An 18,509-nucleotide genomic window follows, 5' to 3' on the forward strand; every position below is an offset into this window, starting at 1 on the left:
ATGGACAGAGCACTGTGGATCATCGGCCTGGCGATCTTCTGGGTCGCGATGATCGGCCTGATGTACGTCGGCTGGCGTGGACGCGCTCGACGCCAGAAAGACAGGATCGGCGAGCTGCCGACGGTACCGGCAACCCTGGGTGAGCTGCTCGTGCTGCCGACCACCGGCCTCTACGTCGGCAGCACCATCGCACCCAGTTGGCAGGACCGTATCGCCGTGGGCGACCTCGGTTTCCGCGCCACCTGCGAGATCAGCCGCTACAGCGGCGGAATTCTGGTCGAGCGTGACGGTGCGTCGGCCATATGGATTCCGGAGAAGTCGATCCGCGCGATCCGCACGGAGAACGGTCTCGCCGGCAAGGTCATGAGCAAGGACGGCGTCCTGGTCATCCGCTGGGAATTGCCGAGCGGAACCGAGATCGACACGGGCGTGCGCGGTGACGACAAGACGGTCTATCCGGACTGGGTCAAGCCGGTAACTGCTTCGAACAAGACTGCTTCGAACAAGACGAATGACAACGAAGACGCAAGCTCTGGCGACATCGAGCAGAACGGAAAGAACGCATGAGCGGCTTTGGTAACAGCCCGGCAGTACTGGTCCTCGAAGACGGACGGGTGTTCCGCGGAACCACCTTCGGTGCGGTTGGACAGACCCTGGGCGAAGCGGTGTTCAGCACCGGAATGACCGGCTACCAGGAAACGCTCACCGATCCCAGCTACCACCGCCAGATCGTGGTCTCCACCGCGCCGCAGATCGGCAACACCGGCTGGAACGACGAAGACGACGAGTCGGTCGGACCGACCGGCGAGCGTGCCGGCGCCAAGATCTGGGTTGCCGGATACGTCGTTCGTGACCCCTCGCGCGTCACCTCGAGCTGGCGTGCAACCGGTTCGCTGCAGGCCAAGCTCGAAGAGCAGGGCATCGTCGGAATCGCCGGGATCGACACTCGTGCCCTGGTTCGCCACCTGCGCACCCGCGGTTCGATGAAGGCCGGCATTTTCTCCGGTGAAGCCATCGCCGCCGATGACGAGTTGGTTCGCCGGGTCCAGGATCAGCCGACCATGCTCGGCGCCGATCTTGCCGGTGAGGTCAGCACCACCAGCGGCTACGTCGTCGAGCCGAAGGGTGGCGAGGCGCTGTACACGGTTGCCGCCATCGACCTCGGTATCAAGACCAACACCCCGCGCATGTTCGCCGAGCGCGGCATCCGCGTCCACGTGTTGCCGTCCAACGCGAGTCTCGAACAGATCCTCGACCTGAAGGCCGACGGAGTGTTCCTCTCCAACGGCCCTGGTGATCCGGCCACCGCCGACGGTGCCGTTCACCTCACGAAAGAGGTCATCGGACAGGGCTTGCCGCTGTTCGGTATCTGCTTCGGTAACCAGATCCTGGGCCGCGCCCTCGGCCTGAGCACGTACAAGATGAAGTTCGGACACCGCGGCATCAACATCCCGGTGATCGAGCATCAGACCGGTCGTATCGCGATCACCGCGCAGAACCACGGCTTCGCACTCGAAGGCGAAGCCGGCCAGGAATTCGACACCCCGTTCGGTCGCGCGGTCGTCAGCCACACCTGCGCAAACGACGGCGCCGTCGAAGGTGTTCGCCTGCTCGACGATTCGGCCTTCTCGGTGCAGTACCACCCGGAGGCAGCAGCCGGCCCGCACGACGCTGCGTACCTCTTCGACCGCTTCACCAGCCTGCTCTCCGCACGGAAAGAAACCGGAGTCAAGAACTAATGCCACGCCGTACAGATCTCAAGCACATCCTGGTAATCGGCTCCGGTCCGATCGTCATCGGTCAGGCCTGCGAGTTCGACTACTCGGGCACCCAGGCTTGCCGCGTCCTCCAGGAGGAGGGCCTGCGCGTCAGCCTCGTCAACTCCAACCCCGCCACCATCATGACGGACCCCGAGTTCGCCGACGCCACGTACGTCGAGCCGATCACGGCAGAGTTCCTCGAGAAGGTCATCGCCAAGGAAGCGTTGCAGGGCAACAAGATCGACGCCGTCCTCGCGACGCTCGGCGGTCAGACTGCGCTCAACGCCGCAGTGGCGCTGCACGAGCAAGGCATCCTCGAGAAGTACGACGTCGAACTGATCGGCGCCGACTTCGACGCCATCCAGCGCGGCGAAGATCGCCAGAAGTTCAAGGACATCGTCGCCAAGGTCGGTGGCGAATCCGCGAAGTCCGCAGTGTGCTACACGATGGACGAAGTACACGCCACGGTCGCCGAACTCGGTTACCCGGTTGTCGTGCGCCCGTCCTTCACCATGGGCGGCCTCGGTTCCGGCATGGCGTACGACGTCGACGATCTGAACCGGATCGCCGGTGGCGGTCTCGCCGCGTCGCCGACGGCGAACGTCCTGATCGAGGAATCCATCCTCGGCTGGAAGGAATACGAACTCGAGCTCATGCGTGACAGTCGCGACAACGTCGTGATCGTCTGCTCCATCGAGAACGTCGACCCGGTCGGTGTCCACACCGGAGACAGCGTGACGGTCGCTCCGGCGATGACACTGACCGACCGCGAGTACCAGGCGATGCGCGACCTTTCCATCGACATCCTGCGTGAGGTGGGCGTCGACACCGGCGGCTGCAACATCCAGTTCGCGATGGACCCGAAGGACGGCCGCCTGGTTGTCATCGAGATGAACCCGCGCGTGTCCCGCTCGTCGGCTCTGGCGTCGAAGGCGACCGGTTACCCGATCGCGAAGATGGCCGCCAAGCTTGCCATCGGCTACACGCTCGACGAGATCGTCAACGACATCACCAAGGAAACCCCGGCCTGCTTCGAGCCGACGCTCGACTACGTCGTCGTCAAGGCTCCGCGGTTCGCTTTCGAGAAGTTCCCCGGTGCCGACGGAACCCTGACCACCACGATGAAGTCGGTAGGCGAGGCCATGAGTATCGGCCGCAACTTCACCGAGGCCTTCGGCAAGGTCATGCGTTCACTCGAAACCAAGCGTGCGGGTTACTGGACCGGCGCCGACATCGAGACGGAGAGCCTGGACGCACTGCTCGCCGATCTGAGCGTTCCGCAGGACGGCCGCATGTACGGCATCGAGAAGGCATTCGCCCTCGGCGCAACTGTCGAGCAGCTCTTCGACGCCACCAAGATCGATCCGTGGTTCCTCGACCAGTTCCAGCAGATTCACGAGCTCGGTGAAAAGCTGCGCGCTGCAGAGTCTTTCGACGAGGCTGCCCTGCGTCAGGCCAAGTACCACGGCATCTCGGACCGCCAGATCGCGGCTCTGCGCCCCGAACTCGGTGGTGACACGCACGCAGGTGAGGACGCCGTTCGCGCTCTGCGTGATCAGCTGGGCGTGCGCCCCGTCTACAAGACCGTCGACACCTGTGCCGCAGAGTTCGAGGCCAAGACGCCGTACCACTACTCGACCTACGAGCTTGATCCTGAGGCCGAGTCCGAGGTGGCTCCGCAGACCGAGCGTCCCAAGGTTCTGATTCTCGGATCCGGCCCCAACCGCATCGGTCAGGGCATCGAGTTCGACTACTCGTGTGTCCACGCGGCGCAGACGCTGTCCGAAGCCGGGTACGAGACCGTCATGGTCAACTGCAACCCCGAGACAGTCTCTACGGACTACGACACTGCTGATCGCCTGTACTTCGAGCCGCTGACGTTCGAGGACGTCTTCGAGGTCTACCGCGCGGAGGCTCAGTCGGGCACCGTTGCCGGCGTCATCGTCCAACTCGGCGGCCAGACCCCGCTCGGATTGGCGAAGCGCCTCGAAGCTGCCGGAGTCCCCATCGTGGGAACCAGCCCCGCAGCCATCGACTTGGCGGAGGACCGCGGCGAATTCGGTCGCGTGCTCACCGAAGCCGGACTGCCTGCACCGAAGTTCGGTACCGCCACCACGTTCGACGGCGCTCGCGAGATCGCAGCCGGCATCGGCTACCCGGTGCTGGTGCGTCCGTCGTACGTGCTCGGTGGTCGCGGCATGGAGATCGTCTACGACGAGGCTTCCCTCGCCGACTACATCTCGCGTGCCACGGAGATCTCCGACGATCGTCCGGTCCTGGTCGACCGCTTCCTCGAAGACGCGGTCGAGATCGACGTCGACGCTCTGTGCGACGGCACCGAGGTGTACCTCGGTGGCGTCATGGAGCACATCGAGGAAGCCGGCATTCACTCCGGCGACTCGGCGTGTGCGCTTCCGCCCATCACTCTGGGTCGTGCGGATCTCGAGAACGTCCGCCGCTCCACCGAGGCTCTTGCAAAGGGCATCGGTGTCAAGGGTCTGCTCAACGTCCAGTACGCCCTCAAGGACGACATCCTCTACGTGCTGGAAGCGAACCCCCGCGCCAGCCGTACGGTTCCGTTCGTGTCCAAGGCGACGGCCGTCCAGCTGGCCAAGGCATGCGCCCGCGTCATGCTCGGCGAATCCATCGCCGAGCTGCGCGCAAGCGGCATCCTGCCGGCGACCGGTGACGGTGGAAACACTCCGGCCGGTGCACCGATCGCGGTCAAGGAAGCTGTGTTGCCGTTCAACCGCTTCCGCCGCGCCGACGGTACCGGCGTGGATACCTTGCTCAGCCCTGAGATGAAGTCCACCGGAGAGGTCATGGGAATCGACTTCGACTTCGGTACGGCTTTTGCCAAGTCGCAGACGGCTGCCTACGGTTCCTTGCCCACCACGGGCGCGGTGTTCGTCTCGGTCGCCAACAAGGACAAGCGTTCGCTGATCTTCCCGGTCAAGCGCCTGGCAGATCTCGGATTCACCATTCTTGCCACCGAAGGGACCGCAGATGTGTTGCGGCGCAACGGTATCGAGTGCAAGCAGGTGTACAAGCAGTCGGGTGAGGATGTTCCGGCCGGTGCCGAGACCATCGTCGACCAGATCCGCAGCGGCGAGGTCGCCATGGTCATCAACACGCCGTACGGCAACAACGGCCCGCGCGTCGACGGCTACGAGATCCGAAGCGCAGCAGTAGCGTCGAACATCCCGTGCATCACGACGGTGCAGGGTGCCTCGGCTGCCGTACAAGGCATCGAAGCGGCCATCCGCGGCGACATCGGGGTTCACTCCCTGCAGGAACTGCACGCAGGTCTTCGCCGGCCGGCACAGCAGTCGTGAGTCACAGCTGGGGGCATCGTCTCCGGTCCGCGATCGCGGACCGGGGGCGGCTGTGCGTCGGCATCGACCCGCATCCCGCACTTCTCGACGCGTGGGGACTGCCGCGTACTGCTGAGGGTCTCGAGACTTTCGCCGAGATCTGCGTCGAGGCGTTCACCGGTGAGGTCGGACTCGTCAAACCTCAGGTCGCGTTCTTCGAGGCATACGGCAGCGCCGGCTTCGCCGTGTTGGAGCGGACCATCTCGGTCCTCCGCGACGCGGGAACGCTCGTCGTCGCGGACGCCAAGCGTGGTGACATCGGATCGACGATGGACGCGTACGCGCAAGCCTGGTTGGGTGATTCACCGTTGGCCTCCGACTCGGTCACTGTTTCGCCGTACCTGGGGTTCGGGGCGCTGGCTCCGACACTCGAACTGGCGAGGGAGAACGCACGCGGGATCTTCGTGCTGGCCCGAACGTCCAATCCTGAGGGTGGCGAACTTCAACAGTCGTCGGCCGACGGTGTGAGCGTGGCTCAGTCGATCGTGAATGCGGCGGTCGACGCGAACGCCGACGGCCGCGACACCGTCGGACTGGTGGTTGGTGCAACTCGGGACCACGGTCTGGACCTGTCGCAGTTCAACGGGCCGATTCTCGCTCCGGGGCTCGGCGCGCAGGGCGCAACGGCAGCGGATCTCGCAGACATCTTTGCCGGCTCGACCGAACTCCTGCTGCCGAACACCTCACGCGGGGTGCTCAGGCACGGTCCTTCGGTATCGGCACTTCGGGAGGCAGCAATGCGTGACCGAGACGAGATCGAAGCCGCATTGGCGAACTGATCCGTGAGTGACCTCGAGGCTCGTTCGAGCGGTGGAACCCGGTGGTACCGTCCGTCGGTGAATCGTTGGTGGCAGACCGGACTTCTCATCGCGGCGTGCGCGCTGCTGGCCACCGGGTTCCAATCCGTCACCGGCGTACACGGCGACGATCTCGCCGTGTACCGGACGGCGGGTCAGGCCGTCCTCGACGGCTCGAACCTGTACGACGAGTCGTTCAACGCGAGATTGCCGTTCACGTATCCGCCCTTCGCCGCGCTCGTCGCCGTTCCGGTCGCCTTGGGCTCGTGGGGCGCGGTCCAGTGGGGATGGAGTTTTGTCAGCCTCCTGATGCTGGCCGCGATCATCGTGCTCAGCTACCGCGAAGTCCCGTTCACGCGTAAGCGACCGGTCGTGGTCTACGTGGGTTTCCTGGTCCTGTGGACGGCAGCATCACCGATCTCCGATCACCTCGGGTACGGGCAGGTCGGGTTGTTCCTGACGCTCCTGTGTCTGATCGACGTGCTGGCTCGACCACGGTGGATTCCCGAGGGTGTGTTGGTGGGGATCGCCGGGGCGGTCAAACTGGTGCCGCTCGTCTACATCGGTTACTACGTGATCACCGGGCGCTGGAAAGCGGTTGCGGGCGGCCTCGCCGGCTTCCTCGGCGCAACGGCACTCGGCTTGGCGGTTCTCCCGCGCCAGACGATCGACTACTTCGGTGACATCGCCTCACTGTCGGGGCGCGTCGCTGTCGGCGACCCTTCTGTGTTCGGCAACCAGTCCGTGCGTGGAATGGCCTTGCGGCTACTTCCCGAGGGCCTGGTGGGTCCCGCATGGCTTTTCGCCTGTGCAGTGTTGGGTGTCGTCGGAATTGTCGCAACACGGCGTGCTCAGCGCCTGCGGGGTGATCTTGCCGGTTTCACGGTGGTGGCTCTGCTGGCGGCAGTCGTGACTCCCATTGCCTGGACCCACCACTTCGTGTGGTTGGTGCCGGCGGTGGGCGTGCTCCTGGTTCCGATCAAGCCAAGCGTGGGGGAGCGCACTCGAACCGTGCCCGTGTGGTCCTGGGTCGCCATCAGCCTCACTGCCGCAGTAGTCCTGTTTCGGCTTCCGCGAGTCGGCGCGGACATGGATGTCCCGGTCTTCGGCTTCGTACTGGAGAATTCATTGCTCTGGGCGAGCCTCGCGGTGGTCATCGCTCTGGCTGCCCCCGGTGTGAGCCGCACCGAACCCGAGACGGTCGACGCCGGCGATCCGAATCGTCGCTGCAGACCTGAAAACAGGCCGCGACACGCGCATGGGCGTCGAAAATGCTCGAAAATTTTGGATGTGTCGGCGACCACGTTCATTCCCGCAGGTAACGATTTCGCACACGTACTCAGGGCGGTCATGCCGCGATTGACGAAATACATTGTGTTACAGTCTATTTCGGTATTGTACGCACGTTCATGTTGCGCCGAATCCGTCTCGATCCTGCCGAAAATGGCGACGATCGGTGACATCGATTCGACGCGCATAACCCACCGCGATCTGCATCGGACCGCGGGGGGTGGGTTAGCAATTCGCGCCAGGCGTGAGTACGGTCGCTATCGCTGCTGGTTATCAGCGGAATAGACAAAATTTGCACACGACGAGACGGAGGAACCGTGGCCCTTCCCCAGTTGACTGATGAGCAGCGCGCTGCTGCTTTGGAGAAGGCAGCTGCTGCCCGCAAGGCCAGGGCTGAGCTCAAGGAGCGCCTGAAGCGTGGCGGCACCGACCTCAAGCAGGTCCTCAAGGACGCCGAAGACAACGAAATCTTGGGCAAGATGAAGGTTTCGGCACTGCTCGAGGCGCTGCCCAAGGTGGGCAAGGTCAAGGCTCAGGAGATCATGACCGAGCTGGAGATTGCACCGACCCGTCGCCTTCGTGGCCTCGGTGATCGGCAGCGCAAGGCTCTGCTCACCAAGTTTGACTTCGAGGCCTGAGCCGACAAGTGATGATTGCTGACGCGGCAGTGTCTGATGATTGCTGACGCAACAGTGTCAGAGAGCAAGACCGCAGTGCGGAGGGGTCGGCTGGTTGTACTGGCCGGCCCTTCGGCTGTCGGTAAGTCCAGCGTCGTTCGCGAGCTGAGAACTCGGTTGCCCGAACTCGTTTTCAGTGTTTCGGCAACCACTCGCGATCCCCGTCCAGGTGAAGTGGACGGCAAGGACTACCGATTCACCTCCCGCGAAGAATTTCAACGGATGATCGACTCCGGTGAACTTCTCGAATGGGCGGAAATCCACGGCGGTCTGCAGCGCTCCGGCACCCCCGCAGCTCCGATCGAAGAAGCACTCGAAGCTGGAAAGCCCGTTCTCGTCGAGGTCGATCTCGCCGGAGCACGAGCTGTCCGGAAAGCGATGCCCGAGGCTCTGTTGGTGTTCATGGCTCCACCGAGCTGGGACGTTCTGGTGCAACGGCTGACCGGACGAGGCACCGAAACGGAAGACGTCGTGGCACGGCGACTCGAGACGGCCCGAGTGGAATTGGCCGCACAGGACGAGTTCGACACGGTCATCGTGAACGAGGATGTAAGCCGTGCTTGCGATGAGTTGGTATCCTTGTTGGTTGGGAACTGATTCGGCACCCTTCGGGAACCGATTTCCATCCTGTTTCTCAGATATCCGGATCGATAAAACTAGTTCTTCAATGAAGATCTAATTCAGGAGACACAAGAGTGAGCAGCACTTCAGCCGCGTCCGCAGCAGGTCAGGGCGCTCTGCCTGCCTACGACACCCCGCTCGGCATCACCAACCCGCCGATCGACGAGTTGCTCGAACGCACCTCTTCCAAGTACGCCCTGGTGATTTACTCGGCCAAGCGTGCACGCCAGATCAACGACTACTACAACCAGCTCGGTGACGGCATCCTCGAATACGTCGGACCTCTGGTCGAGCCCGGTCTGCAGGAAAAGCCGCTGTCCATCGCGTTGCGTGAAATCCACGCTGATCTCCTCGAGCACACCGAAGGCGAGTGAGCACCACGTCTGCCGCACCCGAACCTCGTTCGGGTGTCGGGGGAGTGTCCGACGCACCCACATCGATACGTAAGCGCATTGTCGTCGGTGTCGGTGGGGGTATCGCCGCGTACAAAGCGTGCTCGATCATCCGCAGCTTCACCGAGAGCGGTCATCACGTCCGCGTGATTCCGACCGAATCTGCTCTGGAGTTCGTCGGCCGCGCGACGTTCGAAGCACTCTCCGGCAACCCGGTTCACACCGGCGTCTTCAACGACGTCCCGCTGGTTCCGCATGTCCGTCTCGGACAGGAAGCCGATCTCGTCGTCATCGCGCCGGCAACCGCTGATCTGATGGCGCGAGCTGTCATGGGTCGCGCAGACGACCTGTTGACGGCCACTTTGTTGACCGCGCGCTGTCCGGTCGTCTTCGCCCCAGCAATGCACACCGAGATGTGGGAGCACCCCGCAACGGCGTCCAACGTGGCGACACTGCGCTCGCGCGGCGTCCACGTGATCGAACCTGCCTCCGGGCGGTTGACCGGAAAAGACACCGGAGCGGGTCGACTTCCCGAACCCGACGAGATCGTCGGTTTGGCATCGTTGCTCCTCGAGCGCTCGGACGCGTTGCCGCGCGACCTGGAAGGTCGCCGCATTCTGGTCACTGCCGGCGGTACTCGCGAGCCGCTGGATCCCGTGCGCTTTCTCGGTAATCGCAGCTCGGGCAAACAGGGCTACGCGCTCGCCCGTCTGGCCGCACAACGCGGCGCGCACGTCACGCTGATCGCCGGCTACACGGCCGATCTCGCCGACCCCGCCGCTGTCGACGTCGTGCACATCAAGACGGCGGAAGATCTCCGATTGGCGGTGGAGAAGCACGCACCGGGACACGACGGAGTCGTCATGGCTGCGGCTGTCGCGGACTTCCGCCCCACCACCGTCGAAGGCAGCAAGATCAAGAAGGGCGCAAACGAACCCGACTCGATCAGCCTCACCAGAAACGCCGACATCCTCGCCGGTCTCGTCGAAGCCCGTCGTGACGGCGATCTGGATGCTCGAACGGTGATCGTCGGATTCGCCGCAGAGACCGGTGACGCCCACGGTGACGTTCTCACTTATGCCCGATCCAAGCTGGCCCGCAAAGGTTGCGATCTCCTCGTGGTCAATGCGGTCGGTGAGGGCAAGGCGTTCGAGGTCGATCACAACGACGGTTGGTTACTCGGTTCCGACGGCTCGGAGTCCGCTCTCGAACACGGATCCAAGGCTTTGATGGCCAGTCGAGTACTCGACGCCCTGGTCAAGCTCTTCCCCGAGTAGCGACACGCGCCCGGTGGTGAGAGTTACCCCACGATAATCGGGTGAGTACAAGGGTGTTGCGCAGGCGGTCCAACCGTTATCGTCGGCTCAGCCCCCAGCTAACAAAGCATGACAAAACGGTCACCGAACGGTGATTCGGATACTTCAATAAGCTGTAGTCAAGAACTCAGTCGTCGAGAGGGAGATCTGTGAGCAAGTCCGGCAGTCGGCTATTCACCAGCGAGTCCGTCACCGAGGGGCACCCGGACAAGATCTGTGACGCGATCAGCGACTCGATCCTCGACGCGCTGCTCACCCAGGACCCGCGCGCCCGCGTGGCCGTCGAGACACTGGTCACCACCGGCCAGGTTCACGTAGCCGGCGAGGTCACCACCACTGCGTACGCGGACATTCCGAAGATCGTGCGCGACACGGTCCTCGAAATCGGCTACGACAGCTCCGCGAAGGGTTTCGACGGAAACTCGTGCGGTGTCAACGTCGCGATCGGCGCTCAGTCGCCCGAGATCGCGCAGGGTGTCGATCATTCGCACGAGGCTCGCGTCGACGGAATCAGCGACGACGAGATCGACCGTCAGGGTGCGGGCGACCAGGGCCTGATGTTCGGTTACGCCACCACGGACACGCCGGAACTGATGCCGCTGCCCATCGCGCTGGCTCATCGTCTCTCCCGCCGGTTGACCGAGGTCCGCAAGTCCGGCGTGCTGCCGTACCTGCGCCCGGACGGCAAGACCCAGGTCACCATCGAGTACGACGGCGACAAGGCTGTCCGTCTCGACACCGTGGTCATCTCCACCCAGCACGCAGCGGACATCGATCTCGACAACCTGCTGACGCCGGACCTTCGCGAGAAGGTGCTCCATTCGGTGCTGGCCGATGTGAACCTCACCGACCTCGACACCTCCGATGTTCGCCTGCTGGTCAACCCGACGGGCAAGTTCGTCCTCGGTGGCCCGATGGGTGACGCCGGCCTGACCGGTCGCAAGATCATCGTCGACACGTACGGCGGAATGGCTCGCCACGGTGGTGGCGCGTTCTCCGGCAAGGACCCGTCAAAGGTCGACCGCAGTGCTGCCTACGCCATGCGTTGGGTGGCCAAGAACGCTGTTGCCGCGGGTCTCGCAGACCGCATCGAGGTTCAGGTTGCCTACGCCATCGGCAAGGCAGCTCCGGTCGGACTCTTCGTCGAAACCTTCGGCACCGAGAAGACCGATCCGGCACGGATCCAGAAGGCGATCACCGAGATCTTCGACCTGCGTCCGGGAGCGATCATCCGCGACCTCGACCTGCTGCGCCCGATCTACGCGCAGACGGCAGCATACGGTCACTTCGGTCGCACCGACATCGATCTTCCGTGGGAGAGCACCGATCGCGCCGACAAGCTGCGTAGCGCAGCTGGTCTCTGATCACTGACGTACAGACGGGGCGCGGGTGGGCGCGGAAAGAGTAGCGGCAGAAGTCGATCCGGTCGCCCGGGTGCTGCCGATGCTCCCGCTCGCTCACCTCGACCGTGAATTCGACTACCTCGTTCCTCGTGAACTCGAAGCGGATGCGCAGCCCGGAGTCCGGGTGCGCATCCGCTTCGCTGGTCGTCTGGTGGACGGTTTCATCGTCTCGCGCGAGGCAACCAGTGACCATCAGGGGAAGTTCGGCTGGCTCGAACGCGTCATTTCGTCCGAGCGTGTCCTGACCGCCGAAATCGCGCAAGTCGTCGATCGAGTGGCGGAGCGTTATGCCGGAACCCGTGCCGATGTCCTCCGCTTGGCGGTGCCGCCGCGCCACGCGAAGGTCGAGGCGGAACCGTGGGAGCTCGGCGAGCCGCCTCCCGCTCCTGAACCGATCGAAAATGGTTGGCATCTCTACAGATTCGGTGACGCCTTCCTGTCCGCGATTCGCGAGTCGAAAAGCCCGCGTGCGGTCTGGCAGGCTTTGCCTGGTGAAAACTGGCCACTGCGCCTGGCCGAACTGGCCGGGGCTGTAGCGGCCAGTGGTAAATCCGCGATCCTGGTTGTGCCCGATCAACGCGATCTGGACCGCGTGGTCGCCGCATGTACCGAACTCTCCGGAGCGGATGCAGTGGTGGGTCTGTCCGCGGGCCTGGGACCGGCCATGCGATACCGAAGGTGGCTCGCAGCACTGCGCGGGACCGCCCGGATCGTCGTCGGCACGCGGAGCGCTGTTTTTGCGCCGACACCTGAGACCGGTCTGGTCGTCGTCTGGGACGACGGCGACGACAATCTCTCCGAGCCACGGTCGCCGTATCCGCACGCCCGGGAAGTTGCGGTCCTGCGGGGCTACGTCGCCGGGTGCGCCGTCGTGATCGGTGGGTTCTCACGTACGGCGGAAGCGCAGGTACTCGTCGATTCGGGATGGGCGCACGATCTGGTCGCCACGCGGGACGTCGTTCGTGCCCACGCACCGAAGATCACCGCGCTGGCCGACAGTGATCAAGCCTTGGCCCGCGATCCGGGAGCCAGAGCGGCTCGTTTGCCCGCTATTGCATTCGCGGCCGCGCGGCGTGCTCTGGGTGAGGGCAACGGCGTCCTGGTGCAGGTGCCTCGGCGAGGATACGTGCCGACCTTGGCATGCGGAAAGTGCCGTGCCCCGGCACGGTGCCGTCGGTGCAACGGCCCGCTCGCTCTTCCTGCTGCGGCAGGCCCGGACGGCGCCGGCACACCGGCGTGCCGCTGGTGCGGGGTTGCCGATGCCGCCTACCGATGTCACGCGTGCGGTGCGAAAGCGTTGCGCGCGGTGGTGGTTGGTGCCGGTCGGACCGCCGAAGAACTCGGGCGAGCGTTTCCCGGTGTGAAAGTTGTTCTGTCCGGGGGCGGTGACGTGGTCAAGGAACTTCCACACGGGCCTGCGTTGGTGGTGTCGACGGTCGGTGCGGAGCCGGTGATGACCGGCGGCTACGGCGCCGCACTCTTGCTCGACGGGTGGGCACTGCTCGGACGGCCCGATCTTCGCGCCGCCGAGGAAACACTCAGGCGCTGGATGTCGGCTGCCGCCATGGTGATTCCGCTGTCCGAAGGCGGTGAAGTCGTAGTTGTCGCGGACTCGGGTATCCCTACGGTGCAGGCGTTGGTCCGGTGGGATCCGGTGGGGCACGCACAGTCTCAATTCGAGGAACGAGACGAGGTCGGCTTTCCTCCGGCCGTTCACATGGCTGCGATCGACGGTGGATCCGCAGCAATTGCGGAGTTGGTGGAGTCGGCGGAACTGCCGGCAAGCGCTGTACTCCTCGGTCCAGTGGAATTGCCTGCGGGGGAGAGGCTTCCGTATTCCGGTGAGGACGAGAGTGGTGTCGCGCCAGAGCGAATGCTGGTCCGCGTTCCACGCATGGACGGTCGGGGTCTTGCGGACGCACTGGCACATGCGCGAGCGGCACGCAGTGCACGGAAGTCATCGGGTCCGGTCCGCATTCAGATCGACCCACGCCGCATCGGCTGAGTTTCGAGCTGTCAGAGGCATCCTTGTGTGCCGCGAAGATCTTGCACAACCCGATATGGCGATATATCGTCGAACTATCAACGATAGTTATGGAGGTTCGACGATGGATGCAAGTTTCCCGAACGAGGGGATGTTCGGCCGGCGCGGTTTCTTCGGCGCTTTCGGACGTGAACAGCGGCCGCCGTTCGTGATGTGGGTGCCGACGGACGACGGCGCGCCGGGCGATGGTTCCGGCGATCGAGACGGTGGACGACGCGGTCGGCCGCATGAGCGCCCTGGCTTCGGTGAGATGCCACGCAGAGGCCATCGACGTGGTCGTTTCGGTCCCGACGGCGGACCTGGCCCCGGGTTCGGTCCGGGCGCACAATTCGGTCGGGGGCGAGGACGTGGTGGGCGCGGTCGTCGGGGGGACGTGCGCGCCGCGATCTTGCTGTTGATCGCCGAAGAGCCGATGCACGGCTACGAATTGATTCAGCAGATCGTCGAGCGTAGTGGTGGCGTCTGGAAGCCGAGTCCGGGCTCCATTTATCCCGCGCTGTCCCAACTCGAGGACGAAGGACTGGTGATCATCGAAAAGGTCGCCGGCCGCAAGACTGCCAAGCTGACCGAGGAAGGCGTCGCGTACGTCGAGGAGCATCGCGCCGATCTCGGGGCGCCGTGGGATGACGTTCGTCTCAGCGTGGGGGAGCCGGAGCAGGACCTTCGTGAACTGATCGGACAGTTGATGGGCGCGGCCGGTCAAGTGGCCGCTGTAGGCACGCCCGCGCAGGTCAAGGCCGCAGCCGACGTGCTGGTCGAGGCACGCAAGTCGCTGTACCGAGTGCTTGCCGGCGACGATGCCGCTGAAGGCGGCAATTGAGACGTCGGATACCTACTGTTCGGTAGGGTATGCGCCTCGAAGTTTCTGGTGTTACGGTCAGCTCCCTCGTAGGATCAGAGCAGGAGCAGGAACAATGGCTGGCGTCAAACGGTCTGTGGGACTGACATTTTCGGTAGCAGTGGCGCTGCTGATCGGGGCACCGCCCGCGATATCGGCTGCCGCACCGTCGCTGCCGTCTTCGAGTGCCGACGCGATGGATGTTCCCCTCGACATCGGCCCGGGTCAGGCGACCCGTTCCGTCGCTACGGCATATGCGCATGCTCATCCCGGATCTGCCCCTGCCGGGTCGAACGATTTCGGCTGTGCGCCCTCGGCAGCGCATCCTCGGCCGGTTCTGCTCGCCCACGGAACCGACACCGAGGCGTATGCGGATTGGGCGGCTCTGTCGCCGGCACTGGCAGCCGACGGCTACTGCGTTTTCGCTCTCAATTACGGCGGTGTGATCAAAGAACAAGACGGGGATGTCGCGCACGAGACCTACGGCGTCGGAGACATCGTCGGTAGTGCCACCGCGTTCGGTTCTTTCGTCGATCAGGTACTGACCGCGACGGGTGCGGACAAGGTCGACGTCATCGGGTACTCCCAAGGCGCGACGGTGACGCGGTACTACGTCAACAAGATGGGCGGGGACGCGTACGTCGATCATTGGGTCGGTCTGGCGTCTCCGACCTACGGCGGCGTGATGTTCGGATTGGTGCCGATCGTCCGCGCGATCCCCGGTGGAGAAGATTTTGTCGAAGATGTCTTCTCGCGAGCTGTCCGAGAGCAGATGCAGGGGTCGGATATGTTGAACGCTCTCAACGACGGCGGTGACACGGTAACCGGCGTCCGCTACACGACAATCGGGTCCACTGTCGACGAGATGATCCAGCCGTCCTCGAACATCGCGCTGCGCGACGCCGGTGCAGAAAACATCGTTCTCCAGGACCTGTGTCCGTCGAACCTGACCGGCCACTTCCGCATGCCGTACGACCCCTACGTGATCGATGTCATCCGGACGGTCCTCGACCCCGATGCCGAGCGGCACGCTACGTGCAGCGCGGTGCCGCTCGGCACGGATATTCCGCAAGTGGTCATCGATGCCAATTCGTGAGCACCGACATCACCTCGGTCGGGATCCTTACTCGGCGAGTTTGGCAGTGGCCTGAGCCCACAGGAAGAACTTGTTGGTTCCCAGATCGCGGACCGTCTTGATGTTGAACGCTGCCTTCAAATGCTCTGCATCCGAATCGCTTACACCGTTGAGTGCCGCGACCGGGGCATCCGCCAATTCTTCGACGGACTTTCCCGCGTAGGCCTTGTCGAACTTACTGTCGATGCCTGCCATCTAAGTTCCTCCGTGTGATCGGTGTATCCCGTATCAGCCTTCGCCGAGTGGCGACGACAGAAACAGTCAATACCGACGACCGGTGAATCTGCAGGGTTCTGATCAAAGAAATTGCTGAGAAAGTGGTTCGGTGTGGCGCGAGGTAGGTCGTAGCTCCCGCAGTCCTTAGACTGACAGTTCCACCCACCGACACATCCGGGAGCATTTTCGTGAGTTGCAGTCCACCGCGTTCGACAGGCCGATCGGCTGATCAGAGTCCGAAGAGCCCACCGAAACGGGAGAGCTGACATGCGCGTCGTGTTCGCCGGAACACCGGAACCCGCGGTTCCGTCACTGCGTCGTCTCATCGAGTCCGCCAACCACGAAGTGGTAGCCGTCGTCACACGTCCGGACGCCGTCGCGGGCCGTGGTCGCAAAGTCACCCGCTCGCCGATCGGTCTCCTTGCCGACGAGCACGGCATCCCGGTGCTGACGCCGGCCAAGGCGTCCGATCCCGACTTCGCAGCCGAACTTGCCCGCCTCGAGCCGGACTGCGCACCCGTCGTCGCCTACGGAAACCTGTTGCCGCAGAACATCCTCGACATTCCGAAACACGGTTGGGTCAATCTGCATTTCTCGCTGCTTCCCGCCTGGCGCGGCGCCGCGCCGGTGCAGGCCGCGATCAGTGCCGGTGACGAGGTGACCGGCGCCAGCGCATTTCGTTTGGAGGCCGGCATGGATACGGGCCCGGTGTACGGAGTGATGACCGAGCGGATTCGTGACACCGACACGGCGGGCGATCTACTCGGGCGTCTGGCAGAAAACGGCGCGACTCTGCTCGAATCGGTTCTCGACGGACTCGAGGCCGGAGAGATCAACGCGGTTCCGCAGTCAGCCGACGGCGTCTCGTACGCCCCCAAAGTAACGGTGGACGCCGCCCGCGTGCGGTGGGAGTTGCCCGCCCGCACGATCGACCGTCACATCCGCGCCGTCACACCGGCGCCCGGCGCGTGGACGATGATCGGTGACCTTCGAGTCAAGGTCGGCCCGGTCACCGTCACGGACGAGACCCTGGCCGTCGGCGAGATCTCGGTACGCAAGGATGGTCTCTACATCGGTACCGCGACCACCGCGGTACGACTCGGGCAGATTCAGCCCCCGGGCAAGAAATTGATGTCGGCAGGGGACTGGGCACGCGGTGCCCGACTCGACGCGGAGGTACGAGCACAGTGACCGAATCACGACGACCGGCACGGCGGACACAGGGCCCCGGAGCCAAGAGCGCAGCAGGCGGCAAGAACACCAAGCCGAAGCAGGCCAAGCGCCCGGATCCGGCAACCGCCGGGCTCGATCAGCCGCGTCTGGCAGCGCGTGACGTCCTACGCGCGGTCCGTGAACGTGACGCATACGCGAACCTGGTTCTGCCGGGACTGCTTCGCGACCGCAAACTCGACGCACGCGACGCGGCGCTGGCAACCGAGCTCGCGTACGGCGCGGCCCGCGCTCAGGGCCTCCTGGATGCGGTCATCGCGCATGCAGCGGGTCGGCCGATCGAAGAGATCGACGGAACTCTGCTCGATGTTCTCCGACTCGGCTCGTACCAACTGCTGCGCACTCGTGTCGCACCGCACGCTGCCGTCGCCACCTCGGTCGACCTCGTCCGCGCCGAAAACGGCCAGGGCCGAGCGGGATTCGTCAACGCGGTCTTGCGCCGCGTCTCCGAACGCACCCAGGACGAGTGGGTCGAACTGCTGGCCCCGAAGGACCCGGTCGGCCGTCTCGCCTTCGAGCACGCGCACCCTCTGTGGATCTCGCAGGTCTTCGCCGACTCCCTCGGCGCTGCTGCCGGAGAACTCGAAGAAGTACTGATCGCCGACGACGCGCGCCCTGCCGTGCACCTCGTCGCCCGCCCCGGTGAGATCTCTGCCGAGGAGCTCGCATTGGTGACCGGCGGGGAAATCGGACCGTACTCGCCGTACGCCGTGCATCTCGACGGCGGTGACCCCGGACAGCTCGAGGCGGTCCGCCAAGGTTTGGCGGGCGTGCAGGACGAGGGCAGTCAGCTGGTTGCCCGCGCCCTCAGCATTGCTCCCCTCGAAGGTGAAGACGCCGGCCGCTGGCTCGACCTCTGCGCAGGTCCGGGTGGCAAGGCAGCGCTTCTCGGCGCTCTCGCCGGTATCGAAGGCGGGCGCCTCGACGCCGTCGAGCCCGTCGAACACCGCGCCGAACTGATCCGCAAGACGACTCGCGAGCTTCCCGTGGACGTACACGTGGCGGACGGCCGCGAATCGGGACTCGAACCCGGCTACGACCGCATCCTCGTCGACGCCCCCTGCACCGGGTTGGGTGCGCTGCGTCGGCGCCCGGAAGCCCGTTGGCGCCGCCAGCCGTCCGATGTGGCTCCGCTCGTGAAGTTGCAGCGTGAATTGCTTGCCGCTGCAATCGAACTGGTGCGCCCCGGCGGAGTGGTCCTGTACTCGACGTGCTCGCCACATCTGTCGGAAACGCTCGCAGTGGTAGCCGACGCCGTGCGCCGTCATGGCGTCGTGGAACTCGACACCAAGGAATTGGTGCCCGGTGTTCCGGACGTCGGAGACGGGTCTTCGGTTCAGTTGTGGCCGCATCGCCACGGGACCGATGCGATGTTCATGGCCGCTTTGCGCAAGCCGCTGGCCTGATCGGATGACT

At 64.4% G+C, this 18,509-nt stretch carries 16 protein-coding genes; 15 read left to right on the top strand and 1 reads right to left on the bottom strand.

Annotated features, from left to right (window positions below; genetic code table 11):
• The 13 genes from I7X09_RS23505 (at position 1) to I7X09_RS23565 (ending at position 15,608) form a co-directional block, all read left to right on the top strand.
• Positions 1 to 567 (top strand): PH-like domain-containing protein, encoded by a 567-nt coding sequence (locus I7X09_RS23505; RefSeq protein WP_095970208.1) that lies wholly within the window; start codon positions 1 to 3, stop codon positions 565 to 567.
• A complete protein-coding gene (gene carA / locus I7X09_RS23510) occupies positions 564 to 1,739 on the top strand; it encodes a glutamine-hydrolyzing carbamoyl-phosphate synthase small subunit (RefSeq protein ID WP_064075331.1) in 1,176 nt (391 codons plus the stop codon). The genes I7X09_RS23505 and carA overlap by 4 nt, the downstream gene beginning before the upstream one ends.
• Positions 1,739 to 5,095 carry a carbamoyl-phosphate synthase large subunit gene (gene carB / locus I7X09_RS23515; RefSeq protein ID WP_095970207.1) on the top strand — a complete coding sequence of 1,119 codons (3,357 nt, stop codon included), beginning with the start codon at positions 1,739 to 1,741 and terminating at the stop codon, positions 5,093 to 5,095. Before carA ends, carB begins: the two co-directional genes overlap by 1 nt.
• Positions 5,092 to 5,913 carry an orotidine-5'-phosphate decarboxylase gene (gene pyrF, locus I7X09_RS23520; RefSeq protein ID WP_095970206.1) on the top strand — a complete coding sequence of 274 codons (822 nt, stop codon included), beginning with the start codon at positions 5,092 to 5,094 and terminating at the stop codon, positions 5,911 to 5,913. The genes carB and pyrF overlap by 4 nt, the downstream gene beginning before the upstream one ends.
• 57 nt (positions 5,914 to 5,970) lie before the next feature.
• Positions 5,971 to 7,506, top strand: coding sequence for a glycosyltransferase 87 family protein (locus tag I7X09_RS23525; protein ID WP_234036692.1), 1,536 nt, complete (start codon positions 5,971 to 5,973; stop codon positions 7,504 to 7,506).
• Positions 7,507 to 7,538: 32 nt separating this feature from the next.
• On the top strand, positions 7,539 to 7,859 hold the full coding sequence (gene mihF, locus I7X09_RS23530) for an integration host factor, actinobacterial type (RefSeq protein WP_003944825.1): 321 nt from the start codon (positions 7,539 to 7,541) through the stop codon (positions 7,857 to 7,859).
• A gap of 36 nt (positions 7,860 to 7,895) precedes the next feature.
• On the top strand, positions 7,896 to 8,495 hold the full coding sequence (gene gmk / locus I7X09_RS23535) for a guanylate kinase (RefSeq protein WP_020907704.1): 600 nt from the start codon (positions 7,896 to 7,898) through the stop codon (positions 8,493 to 8,495).
• Between the two features lie 98 nt (positions 8,496 to 8,593).
• Positions 8,594 to 8,893 (top strand): DNA-directed RNA polymerase subunit omega, encoded by a 300-nt coding sequence (gene rpoZ / locus I7X09_RS23540; RefSeq protein ID WP_003944996.1) that lies wholly within the window; start codon positions 8,594 to 8,596, stop codon positions 8,891 to 8,893.
• Positions 8,890 to 10,188, top strand: a complete 1,299-nt coding sequence (gene coaBC / locus I7X09_RS23545) for a bifunctional phosphopantothenoylcysteine decarboxylase/phosphopantothenate--cysteine ligase CoaBC (protein WP_442800577.1) — start codon at positions 8,890 to 8,892, stop codon at positions 10,186 to 10,188. The genes rpoZ and coaBC overlap by 4 nt, the downstream gene beginning before the upstream one ends.
• Positions 10,189 to 10,376: 188 nt before the next feature.
• Positions 10,377 to 11,591 (top strand): methionine adenosyltransferase, encoded by a 1,215-nt coding sequence (gene metK, locus I7X09_RS23550; protein ID WP_095970204.1) that lies wholly within the window; start codon positions 10,377 to 10,379, stop codon positions 11,589 to 11,591.
• A gap of 25 nt (positions 11,592 to 11,616) precedes the next feature.
• Positions 11,617 to 13,635: a primosomal protein N' gene (locus I7X09_RS23555; protein ID WP_200313942.1), complete on the top strand. Its 2,019-nt coding sequence runs from the start codon at positions 11,617 to 11,619 to the stop codon at positions 13,633 to 13,635.
• 190 nt (positions 13,636 to 13,825) lie between these two features.
• A complete protein-coding gene (locus I7X09_RS23560) occupies positions 13,826 to 14,494 on the top strand; it encodes a PadR family transcriptional regulator (protein WP_397487717.1) in 669 nt (222 codons plus the stop codon).
• A gap of 94 nt (positions 14,495 to 14,588) precedes the next feature.
• A complete protein-coding gene (locus I7X09_RS23565) occupies positions 14,589 to 15,608 on the top strand; it encodes an esterase/lipase family protein (protein WP_200313944.1) in 1,020 nt (339 codons plus the stop codon).
• Between the two features lie 27 nt (positions 15,609 to 15,635).
• Here the strand turns inward: I7X09_RS23565 and I7X09_RS23570 are convergent, their stop codons facing one another.
• A complete protein-coding gene (locus tag I7X09_RS23570; protein WP_003944900.1) occupies positions 15,636 to 15,842 on the bottom strand; it encodes a hypothetical protein in 207 nt (68 codons plus the stop codon).
• A 288-nt stretch (positions 15,843 to 16,130) separates the two neighbouring features.
• Here I7X09_RS23570 and fmt point away from each other — a divergent pair, with 288 nt between their 5' ends.
• Together fmt and I7X09_RS23580 are read left to right on the top strand one after the other, a co-directional pair.
• Positions 16,131 to 17,054 (top strand): methionyl-tRNA formyltransferase, encoded by a 924-nt coding sequence (gene fmt, locus I7X09_RS23575; protein ID WP_095970199.1) that lies wholly within the window; start codon positions 16,131 to 16,133, stop codon positions 17,052 to 17,054.
• Positions 17,051 to 18,499, top strand: coding sequence for an RsmB/NOP family class I SAM-dependent RNA methyltransferase (locus I7X09_RS23580; RefSeq protein WP_200313946.1), 1,449 nt, complete (start codon positions 17,051 to 17,053; stop codon positions 18,497 to 18,499). Before fmt ends, I7X09_RS23580 begins: the two co-directional genes overlap by 4 nt.
• The last annotated feature ends 10 nt before the right edge of the window (positions 18,500 to 18,509 follow it).

The sequence above is a fragment of the Rhodococcus sp. P-2 genome (assembly GCF_016598535.1).
Classification (GTDB): Bacteria; Actinomycetota; Actinomycetes; order Mycobacteriales; family Mycobacteriaceae; genus Rhodococcus_F; species Rhodococcus_F baikonurensis.